The organism is Virgibacillus litoralis, from assembly GCF_017873675.1.
In the GTDB taxonomy this organism is placed as follows: Bacteria; Bacillota; Bacilli; order Bacillales; family Amphibacillaceae; genus Lentibacillus; species Lentibacillus litoralis.
Map to the genome: position 1 here is coordinate 63,372 of NZ_JAGGKK010000017.1, position 19,674 is coordinate 83,045.

Consider the following 19,674-nt stretch of genomic DNA (forward strand, 5'->3'; position numbering starts at 1 on the left):
ATTCGTTACCTTCTTTACTTTTGCTAAATGGGATTGTTTTTTTAAATTCATAAATATAAACAGTGTCATAACTTATATTCATAAATAGGGCTAAAAAGAGAGGGTTTTTAATGTGAAATACTGATATGCGAGAGTTTCAACTTTAAATCAAGATTTACAATCTAAAATTGCGCAAATTAAAAATGAGGGTTATTTTAAAAAGAAACTATTTTTAAAGATAAATTCACTGGAACAAAAAAAGAACGGCTGAACTTCATAAAGGTTTTACAATTATTAAAAAAGGGTGAGACATTGGTTGTCACCAAATTGGATCGTGGAAGATACACCAACAGGAAGATTAATATTTAATATTATGATGATGTTTATGGAATTTGAAAGAGATATGATTGTAGAACGGACGCAAGAAGGAAAAACTATCGCAAAACAAAAACCTGATTTCAGGGAAGGTAGACCAAAAAAGTCTTCCAGGCAACAAAGGGAGCATACTATGAGTTTGCTAGAAAGCCATTCCTATAAAGAAGTAGAAGGTATGACAGGAATTCCGAAAAGTACACTAATTAGAGAGAAAAACTAGACAGGTTATTAGGAGTTGAATAAATTTCTTTGAGCTCATAATAGATCATCGTTTGACCAAAACAGGGTGCTCCCGCATATGTTATGTTTTCGAGTTTCTTCCTAATATAAATGTACCCTCTGGAAAAAAGAATGATGATCCGTTTTACGTGACGGTTTTCCGATAAAAGCAAATATATGGTAAAATAGTCTTATTAATTTCTTAAAGGAGTGTTGTAGTTTGTCGCAAAGTACACAAGGTCCAAGACCTATCGAAAAGATACCAATGCACAAATCCATAAATCTTTCTAAATGGTTGGGGGATCAACTTTTTCTGTTGAGCAAGGAGTCAAATGCAAGGAGAAGGAAGGTGAAAAGAGGGCAGGTGTATTGGTGTCAATTCGGAGAAAACATAGGCAGTGAACAATGCCTTACAAGACCAGCGCTTATTTTGCAGAATGATAGTGCTAACCGGTCATCTCCAAATACGGTTGTAGCTCCAATAACGAATACGGCAGACCTTAATAGTTCGGTATTTCCGTTGAATAGACCGACAAGCTCTCCGATACAGGGTAATGTGCTTTTGGGGAACATGGTGACAGTGAGCAAAGTGAGATTGAAAGACCATATATGCGATCTGGATGAAAAAACCGAAATGCCAGGTGTGGAGGAAGCGCTGTACAATGCACTGGGTGTAATAGGGAAAATCGAACAGGAAAGAAAGAAGCTATCCAACATCGAAGACCACCTCAACAGAGCTAAGAGAGAAAGAAACGAAGCCCAGGATGCGTTAGCAGAAATGCGTGAATCTCTGAATCTACCAAAAGGGACCGATTACGCAGCGATTCTTGAATATGTAAAGAAGCTGAAAGAGGAAACAGAAGAAAAAACGTAAAAAGTGGAGCCTCTGTGAGCAATTGTGAACAAAAGCGGCGAATTCTTATGATCTATCGGCGAAAATAATGCTATTGTTGTTGACACCAAGTAGTGTATTTGCTACTATACTAATAGATACAACGAAATTTTGGGCGACGTACCCGAGATAAGCCATGTGAAAATGGCACTATAGAATGTTCAACCAAGGGAACCCCGAAGTAGGGTTCCCATTATACTTTCACAAATTTTTAGCAACTTTCTTATGTTTCTTGCATAAGAATGTAGGGAACAACCAATAATAGATGCTACAACGAAACCCTAGGCGACGAACCCGGGGTACTATATAACCAACCAAAGGAACCCCGACGCAGGGTTCCTATTATTTTACAAGGCGGTCCCTTATCGTTGGGGGATCGCCTTTTTTATTAAGTCTGTTCTTAAGCGCCTTATCGTCAATTTGATTGATTAATTCATTTATTGCAACCATATATAAAGCTTCCAAGTAAAATTTAACATGATTGTATTCATTATTATAGTAGGCGAATATGAGCATTGACTCGAACTTACGTGAATCCTCTAGAGCTAAAATGCGGATTACTGTAAAATGCCTATTGAAAAAATATGGATATCCACATGATACAGCAAATGGCGATCGACACTGTCGTTCAACAAGCTGAGTTAATGGACAACAATGAAGTTAAATAACTTTTTTCAACTAACCACAGACCATCTTTGAATGGGTTGTGGTTTTCTCTTTAATTTATTATGTGATTACATATTGACAATATTAGAAATATAACATATCATAAATATGTAATCACAAATTAACTAATTAAGGGGTGTGTGAAATGGAGGATCGTGTTTGGCTGGTAAGACCCTTACCCCACGGAAGCAATCATATGAAAGACTTTTTGAGTGAGAATATCATTGCGGTGGGTTATCCAGTAGGGGAAGAGTTGACGAATTGTAACGATAACCAAATTCGTTCTTTATTAAAAGAACATGGTTGGGAAGTAGGAATTGGAAATGTAAATACTCTCGTTCATGCGATGAACGTGGGAGATATTGTCGTTGTCCCTGATGATAATAAGAAAGATGTTTACTTTGGTAAGATTACAAGTGATTATCAGTATGAAAAAGAACTTGACGAAAATAAACCCGGAAGCGGGTATCCTCACCAAAGACAAGTGGAGTGGTATTTCGATAAAAAGCCTCTGTTAAGATCGGAATTACCTGATGAACTAAGAGGATCAATGAGGTACCCAGGAACTATTGCTGACATAACCAAACACCACGAACATGTATTCAAAACAATAAAAGATCCTAGTTTGAATTCAGAATCCACTTTGGAACATAAGGCAAAAAAAGTGCTTGAAGAAATGTTGAAGCATGAAAATCCAGAAGTTAAATTAAGAGCTGCTGAAATTATTTTGAAATAAGGCACCAAATAATTTATGTATAAAAAGGATTTAAAGGAATTTAAATAATCAAGACTTTAAAATATAGTTTGATAAAAAATCCTGCATAAATATATATTGCAGGATTTTTTATATAATATGAAGCTTTAACTTATTTTGGAGACGCTCGTACTCTCAATTCTTGCTCTTTTGATTTTGCATATATAGTTGAACGTGGTACACCTGTCATTTTAGTTATATCATTTACACTTAGACCGTTGGATTCTCTATCTTGAAAGAGTGTTAAAGCGTGTTTAACGTCTTTGTCAGCCTTTCCCTTACGCCCTAGATGCTTACCTAGTTTTCTTGCCCTTTCGCGGCCTTCAGTCGTCCTCTCGTTAATGATATCACGTTCAAATTCAGCTATTGCACCTAACATAGTGAACATTAGCTTTCCAGCTGGTGTCGCAAAGTCAATCTGTTCTTTTATGAATAACAACCCTATCCCCTTTTCGGTAAGCTTTTTAGCTATCTTGTGTAAATCAAAAGTGGATCGTGCAAGTCTATCTATTTTATATACAACTAACTTGTCACCTTCCCTTAGATAGTCCAACGCTTTATGTAACTCTTCTCTATTGCTTTTGGCGCCACTTTCTTTTTCCTTGAAAATCTTATCACATCCGTATTCAATTAGCCTATCAATCTGTCCCTCCAAATCTTGTTCAAGGGTACTTACCCTTGCATATCCAATAATAGCCATTATATAATCCTCTCCTGTCTAAAAGTCTAAAGTCTTATATACATTTAATTATAGACTAACTTCTAGACGGGTGCAATATAAAATATCATTCTAAGAGGATTATTTTTTTAACCTATCTAGAACTTGTAACTTTTGGACAAAGGCTTTACGATATTGAGCTAAGTTCAAAAAAAACAACTACTTACTGAAGGGTTCGACAAGATCATAGAAGAAAAGTTTACTGGTACAAAAAGAGTTAGGCCAAAGTTCGTAGTGATGTTACACGTATTAAAAGAAGGCGACACAATTATTGTTACTAAACTAGATCGCCTTGCTAGAAACATCAAAGAAGGTATAGAAGTAGTAGAAGAACTATTTAAAAAAGGTGTGCGTGTACATGTTCTAAACATTGGCCTTCTAGAAAATACAACAATGAGAAGGTTTTTCTTGCAAACAATGTGGGACAGGACATAACTAGCCTCATAACAATATATAAATATAGTGAACTGTATCTTTAATATAGTTCTATTACCCCCAGAGATAAGAAAAGGTTATGGATACTATCTAATTTCCGGTCATCAGGTATATAAATTATGGTTCCATCTCTACCACGTGTTAATAGTACACGATAACTATTTATTCTAATTTGAAAAGGATCTTTTAATCGATTATCTTGGTGTGAATTTACCCATTTGTCATTTACGAATTGTAGATCATAGCCCCAACAAAGGATACCTAGATCTAACTCAAGACCTTGTGTTTGAAATTCGGTTGCAGCGTAATTTAAGCGTGAAGAATAAAAAGGTGAATTAGGATGATTAAAATAGGATACATATTCATTTTTCTTATTTACGGTAGGAAGGGGACTCTTTTGATATCCCTTAGATGAAACTAAATAACCATATTGTTTATTAGTACCGCTATATGTTTTACTTACTAAGTTTTTTATTGCTTTAAGGTTACGAGACACATAAAGGTTAATACCATTAGACATTAATCTTGGCGTTATTGGTTTTACACTATCAAAATTAGACTTAAATAAATTTTCTACCCATGAGTGCCATTCAATTGAAGCGTGGTTACGCAGGGTGTTATTGAGGTTTAAAAATGATTTCGAATAATGCTCTTGGGCATTTGGAAAGTATCCGTTCAATCGATTGTCTGAATGAACAAACCATGATCCATTTGCAATTGCTTGATTCCACAATTTCAACCCGCTTTCTTCCCCAGTGTGAATTTCTTGTCCTTGACCTATTAAAGCAACAACTACAGACCATTCCTTTTGTTTCTTAGCCATTTCAATTATTAATTCAGGCTCTGAAAATGGTTTGTTCATCTTTTCTGAATCCCAAGCCCGTTGAGCTTCATCAAAAACAACAATATGCTCAGGTGGGACGTTGCCATAACTTAAAAATTCTCTTTTATAATTATACAGAGCTTGTACAAGTGTTCGGTCGTTAAGGTAATCCTGCAATACATTTACAAGAGGACCATTCCCTGAAAGGTATATCGCTTCTTTTTCTTCATGAGCTAATTGTAGTCCTATTAATGTTTTGCCTGCTCCAGGAACACCTGCTATAAGCACAAGGTGATGAGTTTTAGTTTCCTTCGCTATTTGTATTACTTGTTTAATCTCCCTTAGAGCTAATGGTATATTTGTGTTATTAACTTTACGTATATTGGGGAGCTCTTCATTCTTCATAATTAGGCTAGCCGCTTCAAGAATCGTTGGTAATGGCTCGTATTTACCGGTCAAAAACTGTTCGCATGAAATTTGATAACCCTCAATATTATCGTATTTCATCAATAATTTACCTAAATTAACCTCGTCTGTAATTCTATAAATTTCCTTGTTTTTCATGGCTATAATTCTATCTTGTTGTTTAGCTTTAGTAATAACAAGAGAACCAGATACCTGTAAGTTAAACTTGTTAATAGTGTTATGGTATCCTCTTAAGTCACGTAAATACCCAGTTAATTGCTCAACGTCAGAAGAAGTACTCATGTTTTTCATTTTAAATTCTAATACAACTATTCTACCTGGTATTAACAACAAAACATCTGGTCGTCTTCCACCTTCCCTAGGTAGCTCATATTCAAAAATCAATCCCCAATTCAAACAATCGATTTCGCTTTGTACTTGTTTAAATACGTTTTGTAGAAAGTGAAAGCAATCTACCCACGCATTAATCTGTTCTTCACTAGGATCATTTATAAAGTCTTTCATGTTTGATATAAAATATTCAAAATCAAGTCCAGTAAATTCTTCGGTATTTCCATACCACCCACATCTATTCATAGTTACGCCTCTCCCCTTTTAAGTAATATTATATCATTTTATATGGAAAGAGTTTTATAATAAGGTAAAATTTGTTAGTATTATTCTAAATTGTTTGATTTTTAAATATTTGTATATAATGTCAATTTTATTGTTAAATACATTCTATGGTAGAGACTTGTTATGAGGTTAGGAATGCTATATAAGTTTATTTACATTCAGCTCTAGACTAGACGAGGAAAAACGGGAAGGTGAGTGGATCATTATGGAGATAACAAATTATTTCAATAAAGAATTGCATAATGCAAATACAAGTTATTTTATTCTAGATACGAAAGGAAACACAGGTGATCATGGTGATGTCGATTTCAAATCATATGACTGGTCACCAAGCAAATTTAATCGAGTAAAAGAAGGAGATTTATTTCTTTATAGGCGCCCAGGAAAAGCTTCTGAATTAAAAGGTAAATTCTATTTTTTTGGTGCTGGAAAAATTGAACGGATAGAGGATATTGGAGAGGATAGGTGTAGAGGGTATATTGGAAAGCCCGTTTCTTTTGAAAAAAGGCTACTACCTCAAGACCTAGAACATTATCAATGGCATTTTAAACAACGTGGTTCTTCATGGGGACATTTTTTTAATCAATATGGCATGAACCATATAGTGAAAGATGACTTTAAAGGGATATTAAATTTGGCCTTTGAAAATGGTGAAGAACAAACACATAATTATGATGAAGAAATAAAATTAATACAGCAGCAGCAAAATAACAATTATTATGTTGAAGACCACAAGTCGGAACAAAAAGTTCGATTTGGACAAAAAGTTTTTGCAGATCAAGTAAAGCTGAACTATGGATATAGATGTGCAATTACAGATATATCTACAAGAAGTTTTTTAGTAGGATCACATATCATTCCTTGGTCTGAAAATAAAAGTCATAGACTTGATCCTCAAAATGGAATTTGCCTTTCTGTGTTGGTAGATAAAGCCTTTGATAAAGGGTATATAGGTATATCAAATGATTATAAAGTAATCCTAGCGTCCCAGATAAAAAGAGACAAGGAATTGTATGATCAACTAAAGCCATTTGAAGGTAAGAAAATAAAATACCCAAAAAGTTCTCCGCCTAGGGTAGACTTCTTAGAATGGCATTTAAAAGAGATTTTTAATAAATAAGCTTTAATAAGCAAAGGAGAGAATTTTTAGGTTACTATTGAAAGCGAAGAATATTTTAATGAGGTTAATGAATATTTAAACCAACATGAAATCGATTCAGTTGAAGTAGGGTGGCCTTTCTATTAAGGATGAAGTTCGTATGATTACACTATAGAACATTCGACTCACATCCTTATAATGTTTATAATGAAATTATAGCTATTATATTAGGGGGTGTGTATCATGGATAAAAGCAATTTTTATTTTCTTTCAGATAAGTGGGGCATCTTAGCAAATCTAGGTGAAACTGCAGAAAGTAACGTCTTTATAGATCCAAACACATCCTTGATGAAACTTAGAGTATTCGCTGAAACGTTAACAAAGTTTGTCTTAGCGTACGAAGAAATAAATGAAACATATGATGCGAGACAAACAGACCGAATACAAGCATTAAGAAGAGACGACTTGATTACACAAGAATTGGATGACATTCTTCATACGATTAGAAAAAAAGGTAATAAAGCGATGCATGAAGGTTACGGTACACAAAAGGAAGCCGAGGCATTATCACATATGGCCTTCCGTTTAGCAGTTTGGTTTATGGAAGTATACGGCGAATGGGATTTTCAAGAACCAGCTTATAAAAAATTAGCGCCTACCACTAAAGTAGACGAGGAAGAACTAAATAAACTATCGGCTACATATGAAGAAAAGATGAAAGAACTAGAGAAAGAACTAGAGAAGTTACGCCAAGAGCAATTATATATACCAGATGAGAAAAAACTGAAGCGTAAAAAGGATGCACGGACATTTGGGAGTCGACTCAACCTGACAGAAGAGGAAACACGAGTCATTATTGATGAGCAATTGCGTGATGCTGGTTGGGAAGCAGATACGGAAGAACTACGTTATGGTAAAGGTGTTCGTCCTGATAAACGTAAAAATATAGCTATTGCTGAGTGGCCCCTAAAAACAGGTTATGCCGATTATGCTTTGTTCGTTGGTTTAGAGTTCGTTGGGATCATCGAAGCGAAAAGGTTAAGTAAAAACATCCTGTCAGATATTGAACAGGCTAAAAACTATGCCAGATTGGTAAGCCAGCGTGGTGATGAAGAGATTCATGAACCATATGGTGATTACTTTGTACCCTTTTTATTTGCTACAAATGGGCGACCATATATGAAGCAGTTTGAAGAGAAATCAGGTATTTGGTTTTTAGATGCAAGGAAGCCAACCAATCACCCAAGACCGCTTAAAGCGTGGTACTCTCCCCAGGGTTTGAAAGACTTAATAAAACTCGATGTAGAGAAAGCCAATAAAAAACTCCGGGATGAAACATTAGATTATCTAAATTTAAGACCATATCAAAATGATGCGATCAAAGCTGTTGAAAGCGCCGTTGAAAATGAACAACGTGAGATATTGCTTGCTATGGCGACTGGAACAGGTAAGACGAGAATGGCGATTGGTCTGATATATCGTCTTATAAAACATAACCGTTTTAAACGTATTCTGTTTTTAGTCGACCGAACCGCATTAGGTGAACAAGCGGAAGCTGCGTTTAAGGACTCCAAACTGGAAAATTTCCACTCGTTCACGGAGATATTTGAACTTCAGTCATTAGACGATGTGAGACCGAATCAGGAAACGAAAGTACAAATCGCTACCGTACAAGGGATGCTGAAGCGATTACTTTATTCTGATTCCGATGAGAACACACCGACAGTGGACCAATATGATTGCATCATTGTCGATGAAGCCCACCGAGGCTATACATTGGACAAAGAGATGTCCGAAGTAGAAGAACTGTTTCGGGATCATCAGGAGTATGTCAGTAAATACCGGCAAGTGCTAGAGTTTTTCGATGCAACGAAAATCGGGCTAACAGCGACACCTGCTCTCCACACGGTTGATATCTTTGGTAAACCGGTGTTTACTTATTCATACCGTGAAGCGGTCATTGATGGGTATCTGATTGACCACGAGCCACCATATCAATTCGAAACGGTGCTGAAGAATTCTGGGATTCGATGGTCTGTTGGTGAGACGGTGGACCTTTATAATACACGGACTGGTGAGATTGAAACAGAACTTCTGGAAGATGAAGTGAATGTGGAAGTTACAAACTTCAATAAAACGGTGATTACCGAAAATTTCAACCGAGTGATTTTAGCAGAACTAGCCAAATATATTGATCCTGCGAGCCTTGGAAAAACATTGATTTTTGCAGCAACCGATGACCATGCAGATATGGTTGTTCGAATGTTTAAAGAAGAATTGGAGGAAATACATGGATCGATTGATGATAATGCGGTGATGAAGATTACTGGATCTGTCAAAAATCCATCACAGGCGATAAGACTGTTTAAGAATGAGCGGTTGCCAAACGTTGTTGTAACGGTAGATTTATTAACAACAGGGATTGATGTACCACCAATCACGAACCTCGTCTTTTTACGAAGAGTCCGCTCCCGTATTCTTTATGAGCAAATGTTGGGCCGGGCAACAAGACGTGATGATGACATTGGCAAGGACCATTTCTCAATTTATGATGCGGTAGGTATTTATGAATCATTAAAACCTTATACCGCTATGAAACCTGTCGTGAAAAGTCCAAAAGTAACGGTAGAACAATTGGTTGATGAGTTGGAACAACTTGACGATCAAAGCCAGCAAAAACAGCATAAAGAAGAGTTAATTGCAAAAATCCAGCGAAGAAAGCAGCGGTGGCAGGAAGAGGATCATGAGAATTTCAAGGCGATTTCAGGCGGCAAATCAGTCAATGAATTCGTTGACTGGGTTAAGGAATCAAAGCCAAAAGAGGTTGTAGAAAAACTGAAGTCGAATAAAAATATTCTGCAGTATTTAGATGAAAACAGGGGAAGACCTGTTTTTCAGTATATTTCCACCCATAAGGATGAAATAAAAGAGGTCACCCGTGGCTATGGTAATGCCACTCAGCCTGAAGATTATTTGCAAAGCTTTAATCAGTTTATTGAAGAGAACATGAACTTACTGCCAGCCCTTAAAGTCGTTTGTACCCGTCCGAAAGAATTAACACGTGGCCAATTAAGGGAGCTAAGAATCGCCCTCGATCAAAAAGGGTTTACCGAGAAAGGCTTACAAACAGCCTGGCGCGATGCAAAAAATGAAGACATTGCTGCTGACATTATTAGTTTTGTTCGTCAGCAAGCATTAGGGGATCCACTCGTCGATCATGAAGAGCGAATTAAAAATGCCATGAAAAAAATCTACTCGATAAAAGCATGGCCAAAACTGCAAAAATCATGGTTGGAACGGATTGAGAAGCAGCTGTTGAAAGAATCGGTCTTAGACCCAGATCCAGAAAAGGCATTTAATGTAGAGCCATTCAAAAGCCGTGGTGGCTATAAACAGTTAAACAAGATATTTGAGGGACAATTGGATGACATTGTGGGTAAAATCAACTATGCATTATACGATGAAAAGGAGCAAGCATAAAAAATGGGCAACCAACAGATTGTACAGAAGCTTTGGAATTTATGTAACGTGTTACGCGATGACGGTATTACCTATCATCAATATGTAACGGAATTAACATACTTGTTATTTTTGAAAATGATGAAGGAAACAGACAATGAAGGGGCGATTCCAGAAGAATATCGCTGGGATTCACTGATAAACATTCATGGTCTTGAACTAAAAAAACATTACCAGACACTATTAATTGATTTAGCGAATGAAGGAAATGAAGTTTTACAGCAAATTTATACGAATGCAAAAACAAATATCGATGAACCCAAAAATCTTGAGAAGATTGTACGTTCTATAGAGGAACTGGATTGGTATAGTGCGAAAGAAGAAGGACTTGGAGACCTGTACGAGGGCTTATTAGAAAAAAACGCAAGCGAAACCAAGTCTGGAGCGGGACAATACTTCACACCACGTGTTCTGATTGATGAGATTGTTAAACTAGTCAATCCGCAGCCTGGAGAGCGTTGTAATGACCCGGCGGCAGGAACGTTTGGTTTCATGATTGCAGCCGATCGCCATGTTCGTCAACAAACAGATGACTATTTTGATTTAGGTGAAAAAGAAGCAGAGTTCCAAAAGAACAAAGCTTTCACAGGTGTCGAACTCGTAAAAGATACGCACCGCCTAGCATTAATGAATGCCATGCTGCATGACATTCAAGGGGAAATTACTTTAGGTGACACCCTATCAGAAGTAGGCAAAAGCATGAAAAACTATGATGTGATCATGACCAATCCTCCCTTTGGAACAAAGCAAGGGGGGGAACGTCCGACGCGTGATGACTTGACATTTGCAACAACGAACAAACAGTTAAACTTCCTGCAGCATATATATCGTGCGTTAAAGCCGAATGGAGAAGCGCGTGCTGCGGTCATTTTACCGGATAACGTTCTGTTCGAAAGCGGAACCGGCGCGAAAATCCGTGAAGACTTAATGGATAAATGCAACTTACATACGATATTACGTTTACCAACGGGTATTTTCTATGCACAAGGTGTAAAAACGAATGTTCTATTCTTTACTCGCGGTACCACAGATAAAAACAATACAGAAGATATTTGGGTGTATGATCTAAGAACAAATATGCCGAAGTTTGGAAAGCGAACTCCTTTAAATGAAAAGCACTTTGAACCATTTGTAAAAGCGTATGAATCAGAAGACCGAGCAAGTGTAAAAGATGATCGCTTTAATGTCTTTACTCGAGATGAAATTCAGAAAAAGGATAACAGCTTAGATATCGGCTTAATAGCAGACGAATCTCTGTCTGTTTACGAAAACTTACCAGAGCCAATTGATTCAGCAGAAGAAGCGATTGCGAAGTTGGAACAGGCAGTTGGGTTATTAAATGAGGTAGTAACAGAGCTTCGTGAAGTTGAAAATGGTACTAACAATGTAGGTACTACAGGTGAAAAGAGTAAAGTTGCTGAAACTGCTGAGGTGACTGGCAATGAGTAAGAGGGCTAAGCAACAGAAATCAATTGATGAATTGTTAGAAGAAGCGTTGGTTCCTGAGGAAGAGCAACCTTATAAAGTGCCGGATAATTGGGTTTGGACTAATATAAAAAACTTAGCTGATGTTAAAGGTGGAAAAAGGTTGCCAAAGGGTGACGCGTTAGTAGCAGTTAAAACTGATCATCCATATCTGCGAGTGGCTGATTTTAAGAACGGTTCAATTGATGAAAACGATATTAAGTATATTACCAAGGAAACACACGCAAATATATCAAGATATACTATAGCAAGTGAAGATGTTTATATATCAATCGCTGGGACTATTGGAAAAGTTGGATTAATACCAAGTAGTTTGGATGGTGCTAATTTAACTGAAAATGCTGCTAAAATTACTAACATACGGTGTACTGATAAAACTTTTCTTTATAATGCATTGGATTCAAAAGTTGTTAATTCCCAGATAAATTCAGCAATTAAAGCCACTTCTCAACCAAAATTAGCCATCCATAGAATTCAGGATTTAAAAATACCTTTACCACCAATCAACGAACAAAAACGAATTGCTAACAAAGTTGAACGTCTTTTAAGTAAAATTGATGATGCAAAACAATTAATTGATGAAGCAAAGGAAACTTTTGAACTTCGTCGAGCGGCTATTTTGGATAAGGCTTTTCGTGGGGAGTTTAGTAATAGTTCAAGCTTTAATACTTCGAAACTCAATATTAATGAATCTAAAGGATCTATAAAGGATGATGGAAAAACTGAAGAATTTAAAAGTCATTTAAAGACTTTAGTTCCGGATCATTGGGAAATACATCCTCTAACAGATATATTGGAGGAGACTAGAGATATTTGTTATGGTATTGTCCAAACTGGGGCTGACACAAAAGATGGTATTCCAACGTTCAGAGCTGGAGACTTAAAAACAGACATTATTAATATAGAGGCGCTGAAAAAAGTAACTCCAGAAATTGAAGAAAAGTACCCACGTTCTAGATTAAAAGGGTATGAGGTTTTAATTTCAATAAGGGGTTCCGTAGGTTATATAGCAAGATCGACAGTGGGTATGATTGGATATAATGTTTCAAGAGAAATTGCAATCATTCCAATTAACAGGACTATTTCTCAGTGTTTTTTAGAATACTATTTACAATCACCATTGGTACAGAACTTTTTCAAGAAAATTACCAAAGGTGTAGCGCAAAGCGGTATTAATTTAAACCAACTCAGGGGTTTACCGATAGCAATACCGAGTCTAGAAGAGCAACAGTATATAGTGAATAAAATTGAATTTCTGATACAAAAGGAACAGAAGGCATTAAATTATTTGAATGCTGAAAGGAGGATCATTCAATTATCAAACAGTATACTTTATAAAGCCTTTCGTGGTGAACTTGGAACGAATGATCCTACAGAAGAAAGTTCAATTAAATTATTGAAAGAAGTACTTCAAGAACAAATACAATAATTAATTTATTAATTTTTTCTTGCTAACGAATGCTAACATTTTGCTAGCTCAAGGGGTTGAGATAGAATGTTAGGGAGAATTTTTGTCGCTCTAATTTATAATAATGTGGTAAGAATGGTGGCAAATTTAAGTATATTGTCACCATTTTATTTCTGACCACATTTTGACCACGGAACATATAAAAGAGTATTATATATCGTTTTATTTCTATTTCATAATAGTGGACTAAACCTTGTAGATCAGCGATTATATTATTCCGCCTTTCTTCATATTGAATACATACATGAAAGAACGTAAGAAATACGGTCTTAAAGGCGCTCGTCGTGCACCACAGTTCTCAAAACGTTAATATATTTACATTCAAAGGCTCTCAACCATTATTGGTTGGGGGTCTTTTTTTTATATGAAAGTTGTTAGCCTTAAAAATAACAGCTCGAAATAACTTGAACATCTACAACGGATTGCTCAAAATTCGAGGAGTGACAGGGCGCTTATAATAAAACTCCTATTTTATTACACGGAAAGTACTTTAACCCTATTTCATCGCAGTTAATGTGTGATTTCATAGGCAAATTGGTTTATTTTCCTATTGTTTAGAAGGATTACCTTAATGTTTAATAGAAACTTATATTAAATAAAAAAGAGGAGGGATTATAATGACGTTTGGATCCAGAATATTTTTAAAATTATCTTTCGCTATTGTATTGGGACTTAGTTTATTGTTCGTTTCATTAGGTTTCTTTAACCATGATGAAGAAAGAGAAACTGTTGCAGCTACAGTAGATTCAGTTGATCTACAGGAAGTGTTCGAAAAGGCAGCTAAGGAATTTGGAGTTCCGCAAAGTGTTTTGATGGCAGTATCATATAATCAATCGCGATGGGATCATCATGAAGGTCATAGTGAAGTAGGTGGCTACGGTCTTATGAACCTGGTGCATCTTGATGGGAATCAAGATGCTAGCGGTAAGAATGAGGAACAAATTGAAGCCTCTACAGACGATAATGATTCCGTTAACACACTGGACAAAGCAGCTCAATTGCTCAATGTGGATTTGGAAGTATTAAAAAATGATCCCGAACAAAATATTCGTGGGGGAGCAGCCCTTCTTGCAATGTATGCAAAGGAAACAGTCGGAGAAACCCCATCTGATCTATCTGATTGGTATGGAGCAGTTGTAAAATACAGTGGTTCTGATATTAAAACTGTTGCCCAAGGGTTTGCAGATGATGTTTATAACACGCTTCAAGAGGGGGCAGAGAGAGTAACAATTAATGGACAAGAAGTAAAATTAAAGGCGAAAAATGTTGAGCCAAATAAAGACACTGCAAAAAATATTCCGCTACGAAATGCCAAAAAGACAGGTGCTGATTGTCCAAACGGTCTAGAATGTACATTTATTCCTGCACTTTATGAGCAATTCTCTAGTAGTCCTGGTAATTATGGGAACTATGACATCGCGAATCGCCCTGATGATGGTCTAGATATCCGATATATAATCATTCATGATATTGAAGGCAGTGCCGAATCAGCGATTAATCACTTTCGAAACAGATCTTACGTAAGCGCTCATTATGTTCTTGACTCAGAAACAGGGGCCATTACACAGATGTTGAGTAATGAAGATGCAGGTTGGCATGCAGGTAATTGGTATTTTAATGCGCACTCCATTGGCTTGGAGCATGAAGGATTTGCGGTTGAAGGGACAGATTGGTATAGTGAGCAAATGTATCGCTCATCTGTAAAATTGGTAAAATATTTAGCAGAAAAATATGACATTCCACTTAATCGCCAGCATATAATTGGGCATGACGAAGTTCCGGGATTAACAGAAGCCAGACAGGGAGCAATGCACTGGGACCCAGGTGCTTATTGGAATTGGTCGCACTTCTTTGATCTTTTGGGAGAACCAATTAACTCAAGTGATGGCAGCAAAGACAGCGACATTATAACGATAAATCCTAATTACAATACAAATAAGCCGACATTCACACACGGCTCAGAAGTACTGGAGCCTCAATCATCGAGTTTTATACAGCTATACACTGAACCTAGTTTTGAGGCTCCGCTAATCAGTGATCCACTTCTTAGCAATAGTGGAACCAACCGTATTAATGATTGGGGGAACAAGGCTGCTATTGGGCAAAATTATTATAAAGTTGACGAAGAGGGAGATTGGACCGCAGTTTATTACGGTGGTCAGAAGGCGTGGTTTTTTAATCCAAACAATAAAAACGCTTCTCCAGGGAACGGAATTGTAATTAAACCTAAGGAAGGAATGGGGTCAATTCCTGTTTATGGGGGTGCTTATCCTGAAGTCGCTGCCTATGACGAAACAGGAATAGAAGAGTGGGCACAAGGAAACACTGAAACACTATACCAAATTTCTGAAGGACAATTCTATATAGCCACAGGACCGTTTCAATCAACTTATTACCATGCAAAGTATTTTAACGATCCGGAAACGAACCAAGTGGTGATAGGTGATGAAGAATATTATCAAATTTTCTTTAATCACCGGCTTGGATTTGTTAAAAAGAGTGATGTTGAAGTAGTGAATCCTTAACTAGAAGGGTTCAGTAATTAGAATATGTGTTGATGCTTTTATGTTAAGCGCCTATACCCTCAGGGATGTAGGCGTTTTTTAATATTGAATTAATAACATGATGATGGTATTCCTTTCATTAATACTGGACATTTAGTTGATGGAAAAATAGAGTTAGAAAACATGAATTATATCCAATGAAAAATTTAATTCTTTGGGAAGAAGCAAAATGCTCCAATGTATAAGGGGTTCTGAGTAAGTAAAATAAACCTTTCATGAATACCAAGTTTTCTAAAGTTTTTATTTTTTAATAGAGCTTACTGTAAAATTCTAGTATTATGAATGTATGAATATAGGTAGGGGAGGACAAATCATTGAACAAGATTAAAACCTTAACTGATAAGGACTTTGATAAGATTTTCTCGCTGTCGCAATACGCCTTTCAATATGATTTATCTGAAGAAGCTTTACTAAAAAAGCAGGAGGAAGCAAAGCGACATACTATTTGGGGATGGATGGAGAATGACCAGCTGGCAGCAAAACTCCACCTCATTCCACTGTCCTGTTATATTAATGGCAAAGCGTTTGAGATGGGCGGGATCAGCTCTATTGCAACATGGCCGGAATACCGCAGGCAAGGTTCTGTGAAACATTTGCTTCACCATGCACTTAAACATATGAAAGAACAGGGTGAAGTCGTGTCATTTCTTCATCCATTTTCTTTTTCCTTTTATCGAAAGTATGGCTGGGAACACATTTTCTCAGAAAAAAAATACACAATCCCCCTGGAGAAGTTGAAACGTAATTGGGGAGCTAATGGATATATACAACGTGTGGATACTGAAATATCCGTTCTCCATAAGATTTATACCGAATATGCTAAACAATTTAACGGTACGCTTGTCCGTGACGAGAAATGGTGGGAACAACGTGTGCTTAAGGGAGATTGGCATAAGGCAATCGCTTATGATGAAAATGATCAAGCGGAAGGTTATATTCTATATAAAGTAAAGGAAGAAAAAGTAACCGTCCATGAACTGGTATATAACTCCTTAAATGCTCAAAAGCTGCTGATCCAGTTTATCGCAAATCATGATTCGATGGCTGACACTGTAGAGATGGTTGTACCTGAAAATGATAATCTGCCTCTTTTAATCGATGAGCCACGATTTGATCAAAAGACGGAACCCTTTTTCATGGCACGTATCGTGGATGTGTTGGAATTCCTAAAACAATATGCATTTCATGATGGTGGCGCACAATCAATTTCATTACATGTGGTAGATTCCTTTCTTCCTGAAAATAGCGGGGTTTACCAACTAAGACAAATCGGCAATGAAACAGAAGTGACGCATTTATTTTATGGGGATCAGGGTGATCACGAGGGAATCCATTGCACCATTCAGTATCTTACTTCTATGCTGCTAGGATATAAACGTCCAATGGAACTGTTTCATCTTGGTTTAGTCCGTGGTAATTATGAACAAATTGAGCAGCTGGATAGCATAATTCCAAAGCGACAAACCTTTTTTCCGGATTTCTTTTAATGAATAGGGAATTAATCCCTGCTTTTGGCAGTTAAGAAGACTTTCTTAAAATAAATACAACTATAACAAGCAAAAAATTTGCACTCTAAAGTATAAGGGGTTTTAGGAAGGTTTTCTAAACAGAAAATATTTAAAAGTGGGATATTTTAGTATATTACGTTAAAATAGATAGACATAGAAATATAATAGAACATGAAAAGGAATGTCGTATATGATCTATCCGGTTAACATACTAAAGTTTCTCTTTCCACTAGATGATCATTTATATCGTGTTCATAAAACAGAAACGCTGAAAAATCTGTGGAAAATTGTTTCACTGCTCGTGTTGTTTTGTGCGATTGTATACGCTTGGATGGCTATTTTAGGCATCGGGTCGGATATTATTTCAGGAAATGCAACAGCATTTAATCTGCTAGAATACGAGGAAAGTAAATTCTGGTTTATTCTTGGTAGGATTGGTTTTGCAATTGTGTTTGCACTGTTGGTTTTATTTGTACCATCCTATTTATTTTACTTAATTACAGGAATACCTTATCAAAAACTATTAATCATGCAGGAAGTCGTTCTTTTGGTTTTACTGATTGAACGAGTTATTTGGATACCATTAGTGGTTTATTTCGGCTTGGATTGGTTCGTTTCACCACTATCGTTTGGGGTCATAGCATCCTATTTCACTGATATACCTTGGGTTGTATTTTTCTTTGGAGCTATTTCACTTTTCCAGCTCTGGATCATTTGGTTTCAGGTAAAGTTCCTAAGTTATATGGCGCCAGTTAGAAAACGCTGGATATGGTTTAGTGTCACCTTTTTACATATTATCTACTGGGCTGTTGTGGCTGCGTTAGCTTTTATGGATATTCATATGATAAGTGGGTGGTTTGAATGAGTCGCAGGAAGCTTATTTGGACATTAGTGATTCTATTTATTGCAGTCAATAGTTTGCTTGTATATTTAGACGATGAAGAAAAAGTGGCACGCTTATCTTATATCGAAAAATGGTCGGAAACTTTTGAAAAGGATATGTTTGAAAAAATTGAAACTTCAGGTGTTTTAGCCACAGTAAATGAGAAAAATGTATACTTTGATGAAGACAGAGGCAGCTTTCAGGAGTTTTTAGTTGATGAGGGTGCACAAGTAGATGTTGGTGATGGCTTATTCACATATGACGTAGAGGATTATTATGAAACAAAATCCTATCTTGAAAATGAAAGAACCAAACTTACCGATCAAGTTAGTGCAATCGAGCAAGCAATAGATTCTATTTCCTTTTATCAAATACCAGAAACTGATTTAACGGCTGAATATGAGGATGAAAATAGCAACCTCGATATTACGAGCAATTCTGTAACTGCTAACTATATGAAAGAACAATATCTAGCAGAAAAGGAAAAAGAGCTTGATCAGAAGAATGCGCAACTGCAAAACATTCAGGCGCAGTTATCGGACCTTGAATCGACTGGAGATACTGTTACAGTGGAAAGTTCATATAAAGGGCAGGTAACTAAAATATCCAAAGCCTTAAATAATCCAGTTATTACCATTCGTGATATGCAGCTCCAAGCAGAGGGCGAATTTACGGAAGCCGAGCGGATGGAAGCTGAAAGGGAAATGCCTGTAGAAGTGTCTATTAGAGAAAATGGAGCATTACTAAAAGGGAACCTAGGCGAGATTAATGATACACCCAAAACAGTAAATGTTCATGGAACAAGTATCTATCCGTTTGATGTAAGCTTTTCTGAGGATGCTGAAACGGAACAATTATTGCCGGGTTTACATGCAAGTCTAACTATTACAACTAATAAATCGCTAGGTGCAACAGCTGTTCTGAAAGAAAATCTTTTTGATAAAAGTTTGTGGAAAATGACGACTGAAGGAACCATACATGAGCAAAAAGTCCAAACAGGGATTTACATGGATGATATAGTTGAGGTGACAAAAGGAGCAAACTCTAGTGAATGGGTAGCTGAAGCTGAACATTCACAATTTCGAGAAGCAGCAACTTTTATTACGCCATTGAAACTGGATAACATAAAATGGAAACGTTTAGGGAAATATGATAATGTGAATTGGGAAAAATATTTTGTTGTTGGGTTGTTATCAAGATAAGTTTTAGTGCAACCTGCTAGTGGTAAACCTTTTTAAAGGAGGGT

Annotated in this window: 12 protein-coding genes and 4 pseudogenes; 14 read left to right on the top strand and 2 right to left on the bottom strand. The window is 36.5% G+C overall.

What is annotated here, in order from left to right; all coding sequences use genetic code 11:
- Window positions 1-166 precede the first annotated feature (166 nt).
- The 4 genes and pseudogenes from J2Z82_RS14615 to J2Z82_RS14630 all read left to right on the top strand — a co-directional run bounded on the left by J2Z82_RS14615 (window position 167) and on the right by J2Z82_RS14630 (window position 2,867).
- Window positions 167-574: pseudogene (locus tag J2Z82_RS14615) on the top strand (recombinase family protein).
- A gap of 348 nt (window positions 575-922) precedes the next feature.
- Window positions 923-1,447, top strand: coding sequence for a type II toxin-antitoxin system PemK/MazF family toxin (locus tag J2Z82_RS14620; protein WP_209481499.1), 525 nt, complete (start codon window positions 923-925; stop codon window positions 1,445-1,447).
- 523 nt (window positions 1,448-1,970) lie between these two features.
- A pseudogene (locus J2Z82_RS19785) lies at window positions 1,971-2,133 on the top strand (type I restriction enzyme endonuclease domain-containing protein); the annotation flags it as partial.
- Between the two features lie 143 nt (window positions 2,134-2,276).
- Window positions 2,277-2,867 carry a restriction endonuclease gene (locus tag J2Z82_RS14630; RefSeq protein WP_209481500.1) on the top strand — a complete coding sequence of 197 codons (591 nt, stop codon included), beginning with the start codon at window positions 2,277-2,279 and terminating at the stop codon, window positions 2,865-2,867.
- A gap of 130 nt (window positions 2,868-2,997) precedes the next feature.
- Here the strand turns inward: J2Z82_RS14630 and J2Z82_RS14635 are convergent, their stop codons facing one another.
- Complete coding sequence (locus J2Z82_RS14635) at window positions 2,998-3,585, bottom strand: recombinase family protein (protein ID WP_209481501.1); 588 nt, start codon at window positions 3,583-3,585, stop codon at window positions 2,998-3,000.
- Window positions 3,586-3,750: 165 nt separating this feature from the next.
- On the opposite strand from J2Z82_RS14635, the pseudogene J2Z82_RS14640 reads away from it, so the two are divergent.
- Window positions 3,751-4,023, top strand: a pseudogene (locus J2Z82_RS14640) (recombinase family protein); the annotation flags it as partial.
- A 55-nt stretch (window positions 4,024-4,078) separates the two neighbouring features.
- On the opposite strand, the gene J2Z82_RS14645 reads toward J2Z82_RS14640, so the two are convergent.
- Window positions 4,079-5,863 (bottom strand): DNA/RNA helicase domain-containing protein, encoded by a 1,785-nt coding sequence (locus J2Z82_RS14645; RefSeq protein ID WP_209481502.1) that lies wholly within the window; start codon window positions 5,861-5,863, stop codon window positions 4,079-4,081.
- A gap of 244 nt (window positions 5,864-6,107) precedes the next feature.
- Here J2Z82_RS14645 and J2Z82_RS14650 point away from each other — a divergent pair, with 244 nt between their 5' ends.
- The 9 genes and pseudogenes from J2Z82_RS14650 to J2Z82_RS14690 all read left to right on the top strand — a co-directional run bounded on the left by J2Z82_RS14650 (window position 6,108) and on the right by J2Z82_RS14690 (window position 19,630).
- Window positions 6,108-7,022, top strand: a complete 915-nt coding sequence (locus J2Z82_RS14650) for an HNH endonuclease (protein ID WP_245251729.1) — start codon at window positions 6,108-6,110, stop codon at window positions 7,020-7,022.
- 222 nt (window positions 7,023-7,244) lie between these two features.
- On the top strand, window positions 7,245-10,481 hold the full coding sequence (gene hsdR / locus J2Z82_RS14655; RefSeq protein ID WP_209481503.1) for a type I restriction-modification system endonuclease: 3,237 nt from the start codon (window positions 7,245-7,247) through the stop codon (window positions 10,479-10,481).
- 3 nt (window positions 10,482-10,484) lie between these two features.
- Entirely contained in the window at window positions 10,485-11,969 is a 1,485-nt protein-coding gene (locus J2Z82_RS14660; RefSeq protein WP_209481504.1) for a class I SAM-dependent DNA methyltransferase, read from the top strand.
- A 31-nt stretch (window positions 11,970-12,000) separates the two neighbouring features.
- On the top strand, window positions 12,001-13,434 hold the full coding sequence (locus tag J2Z82_RS14665) for a restriction endonuclease subunit S (RefSeq protein ID WP_209481505.1): 1,434 nt from the start codon (window positions 12,001-12,003) through the stop codon (window positions 13,432-13,434).
- 283 nt (window positions 13,435-13,717) lie between these two features.
- Window positions 13,718-13,783: pseudogene (gene rpsI, locus J2Z82_RS14670) on the top strand (30S ribosomal protein S9); the annotation flags it as partial.
- A gap of 307 nt (window positions 13,784-14,090) precedes the next feature.
- Window positions 14,091-15,998, top strand: coding sequence for an N-acetylmuramoyl-L-alanine amidase (locus J2Z82_RS14675; RefSeq protein ID WP_209481506.1), 1,908 nt, complete (start codon window positions 14,091-14,093; stop codon window positions 15,996-15,998).
- 353 nt (window positions 15,999-16,351) lie between these two features.
- Window positions 16,352-17,524, top strand: coding sequence for a GNAT family N-acetyltransferase (locus J2Z82_RS14680; protein ID WP_209481507.1), 1,173 nt, complete (start codon window positions 16,352-16,354; stop codon window positions 17,522-17,524).
- A 211-nt stretch (window positions 17,525-17,735) separates the two neighbouring features.
- Window positions 17,736-18,410, top strand: a complete 675-nt coding sequence (locus J2Z82_RS14685) for a hypothetical protein (protein WP_209481508.1) — start codon at window positions 17,736-17,738, stop codon at window positions 18,408-18,410.
- Window positions 18,407-19,630 (top strand): efflux RND transporter periplasmic adaptor subunit, encoded by a 1,224-nt coding sequence (locus J2Z82_RS14690; protein WP_209481509.1) that lies wholly within the window; start codon window positions 18,407-18,409, stop codon window positions 19,628-19,630. The genes J2Z82_RS14685 and J2Z82_RS14690 overlap by 4 nt, the downstream gene beginning before the upstream one ends.
- The last annotated feature ends 44 nt before the right edge of the window (window positions 19,631-19,674 follow it).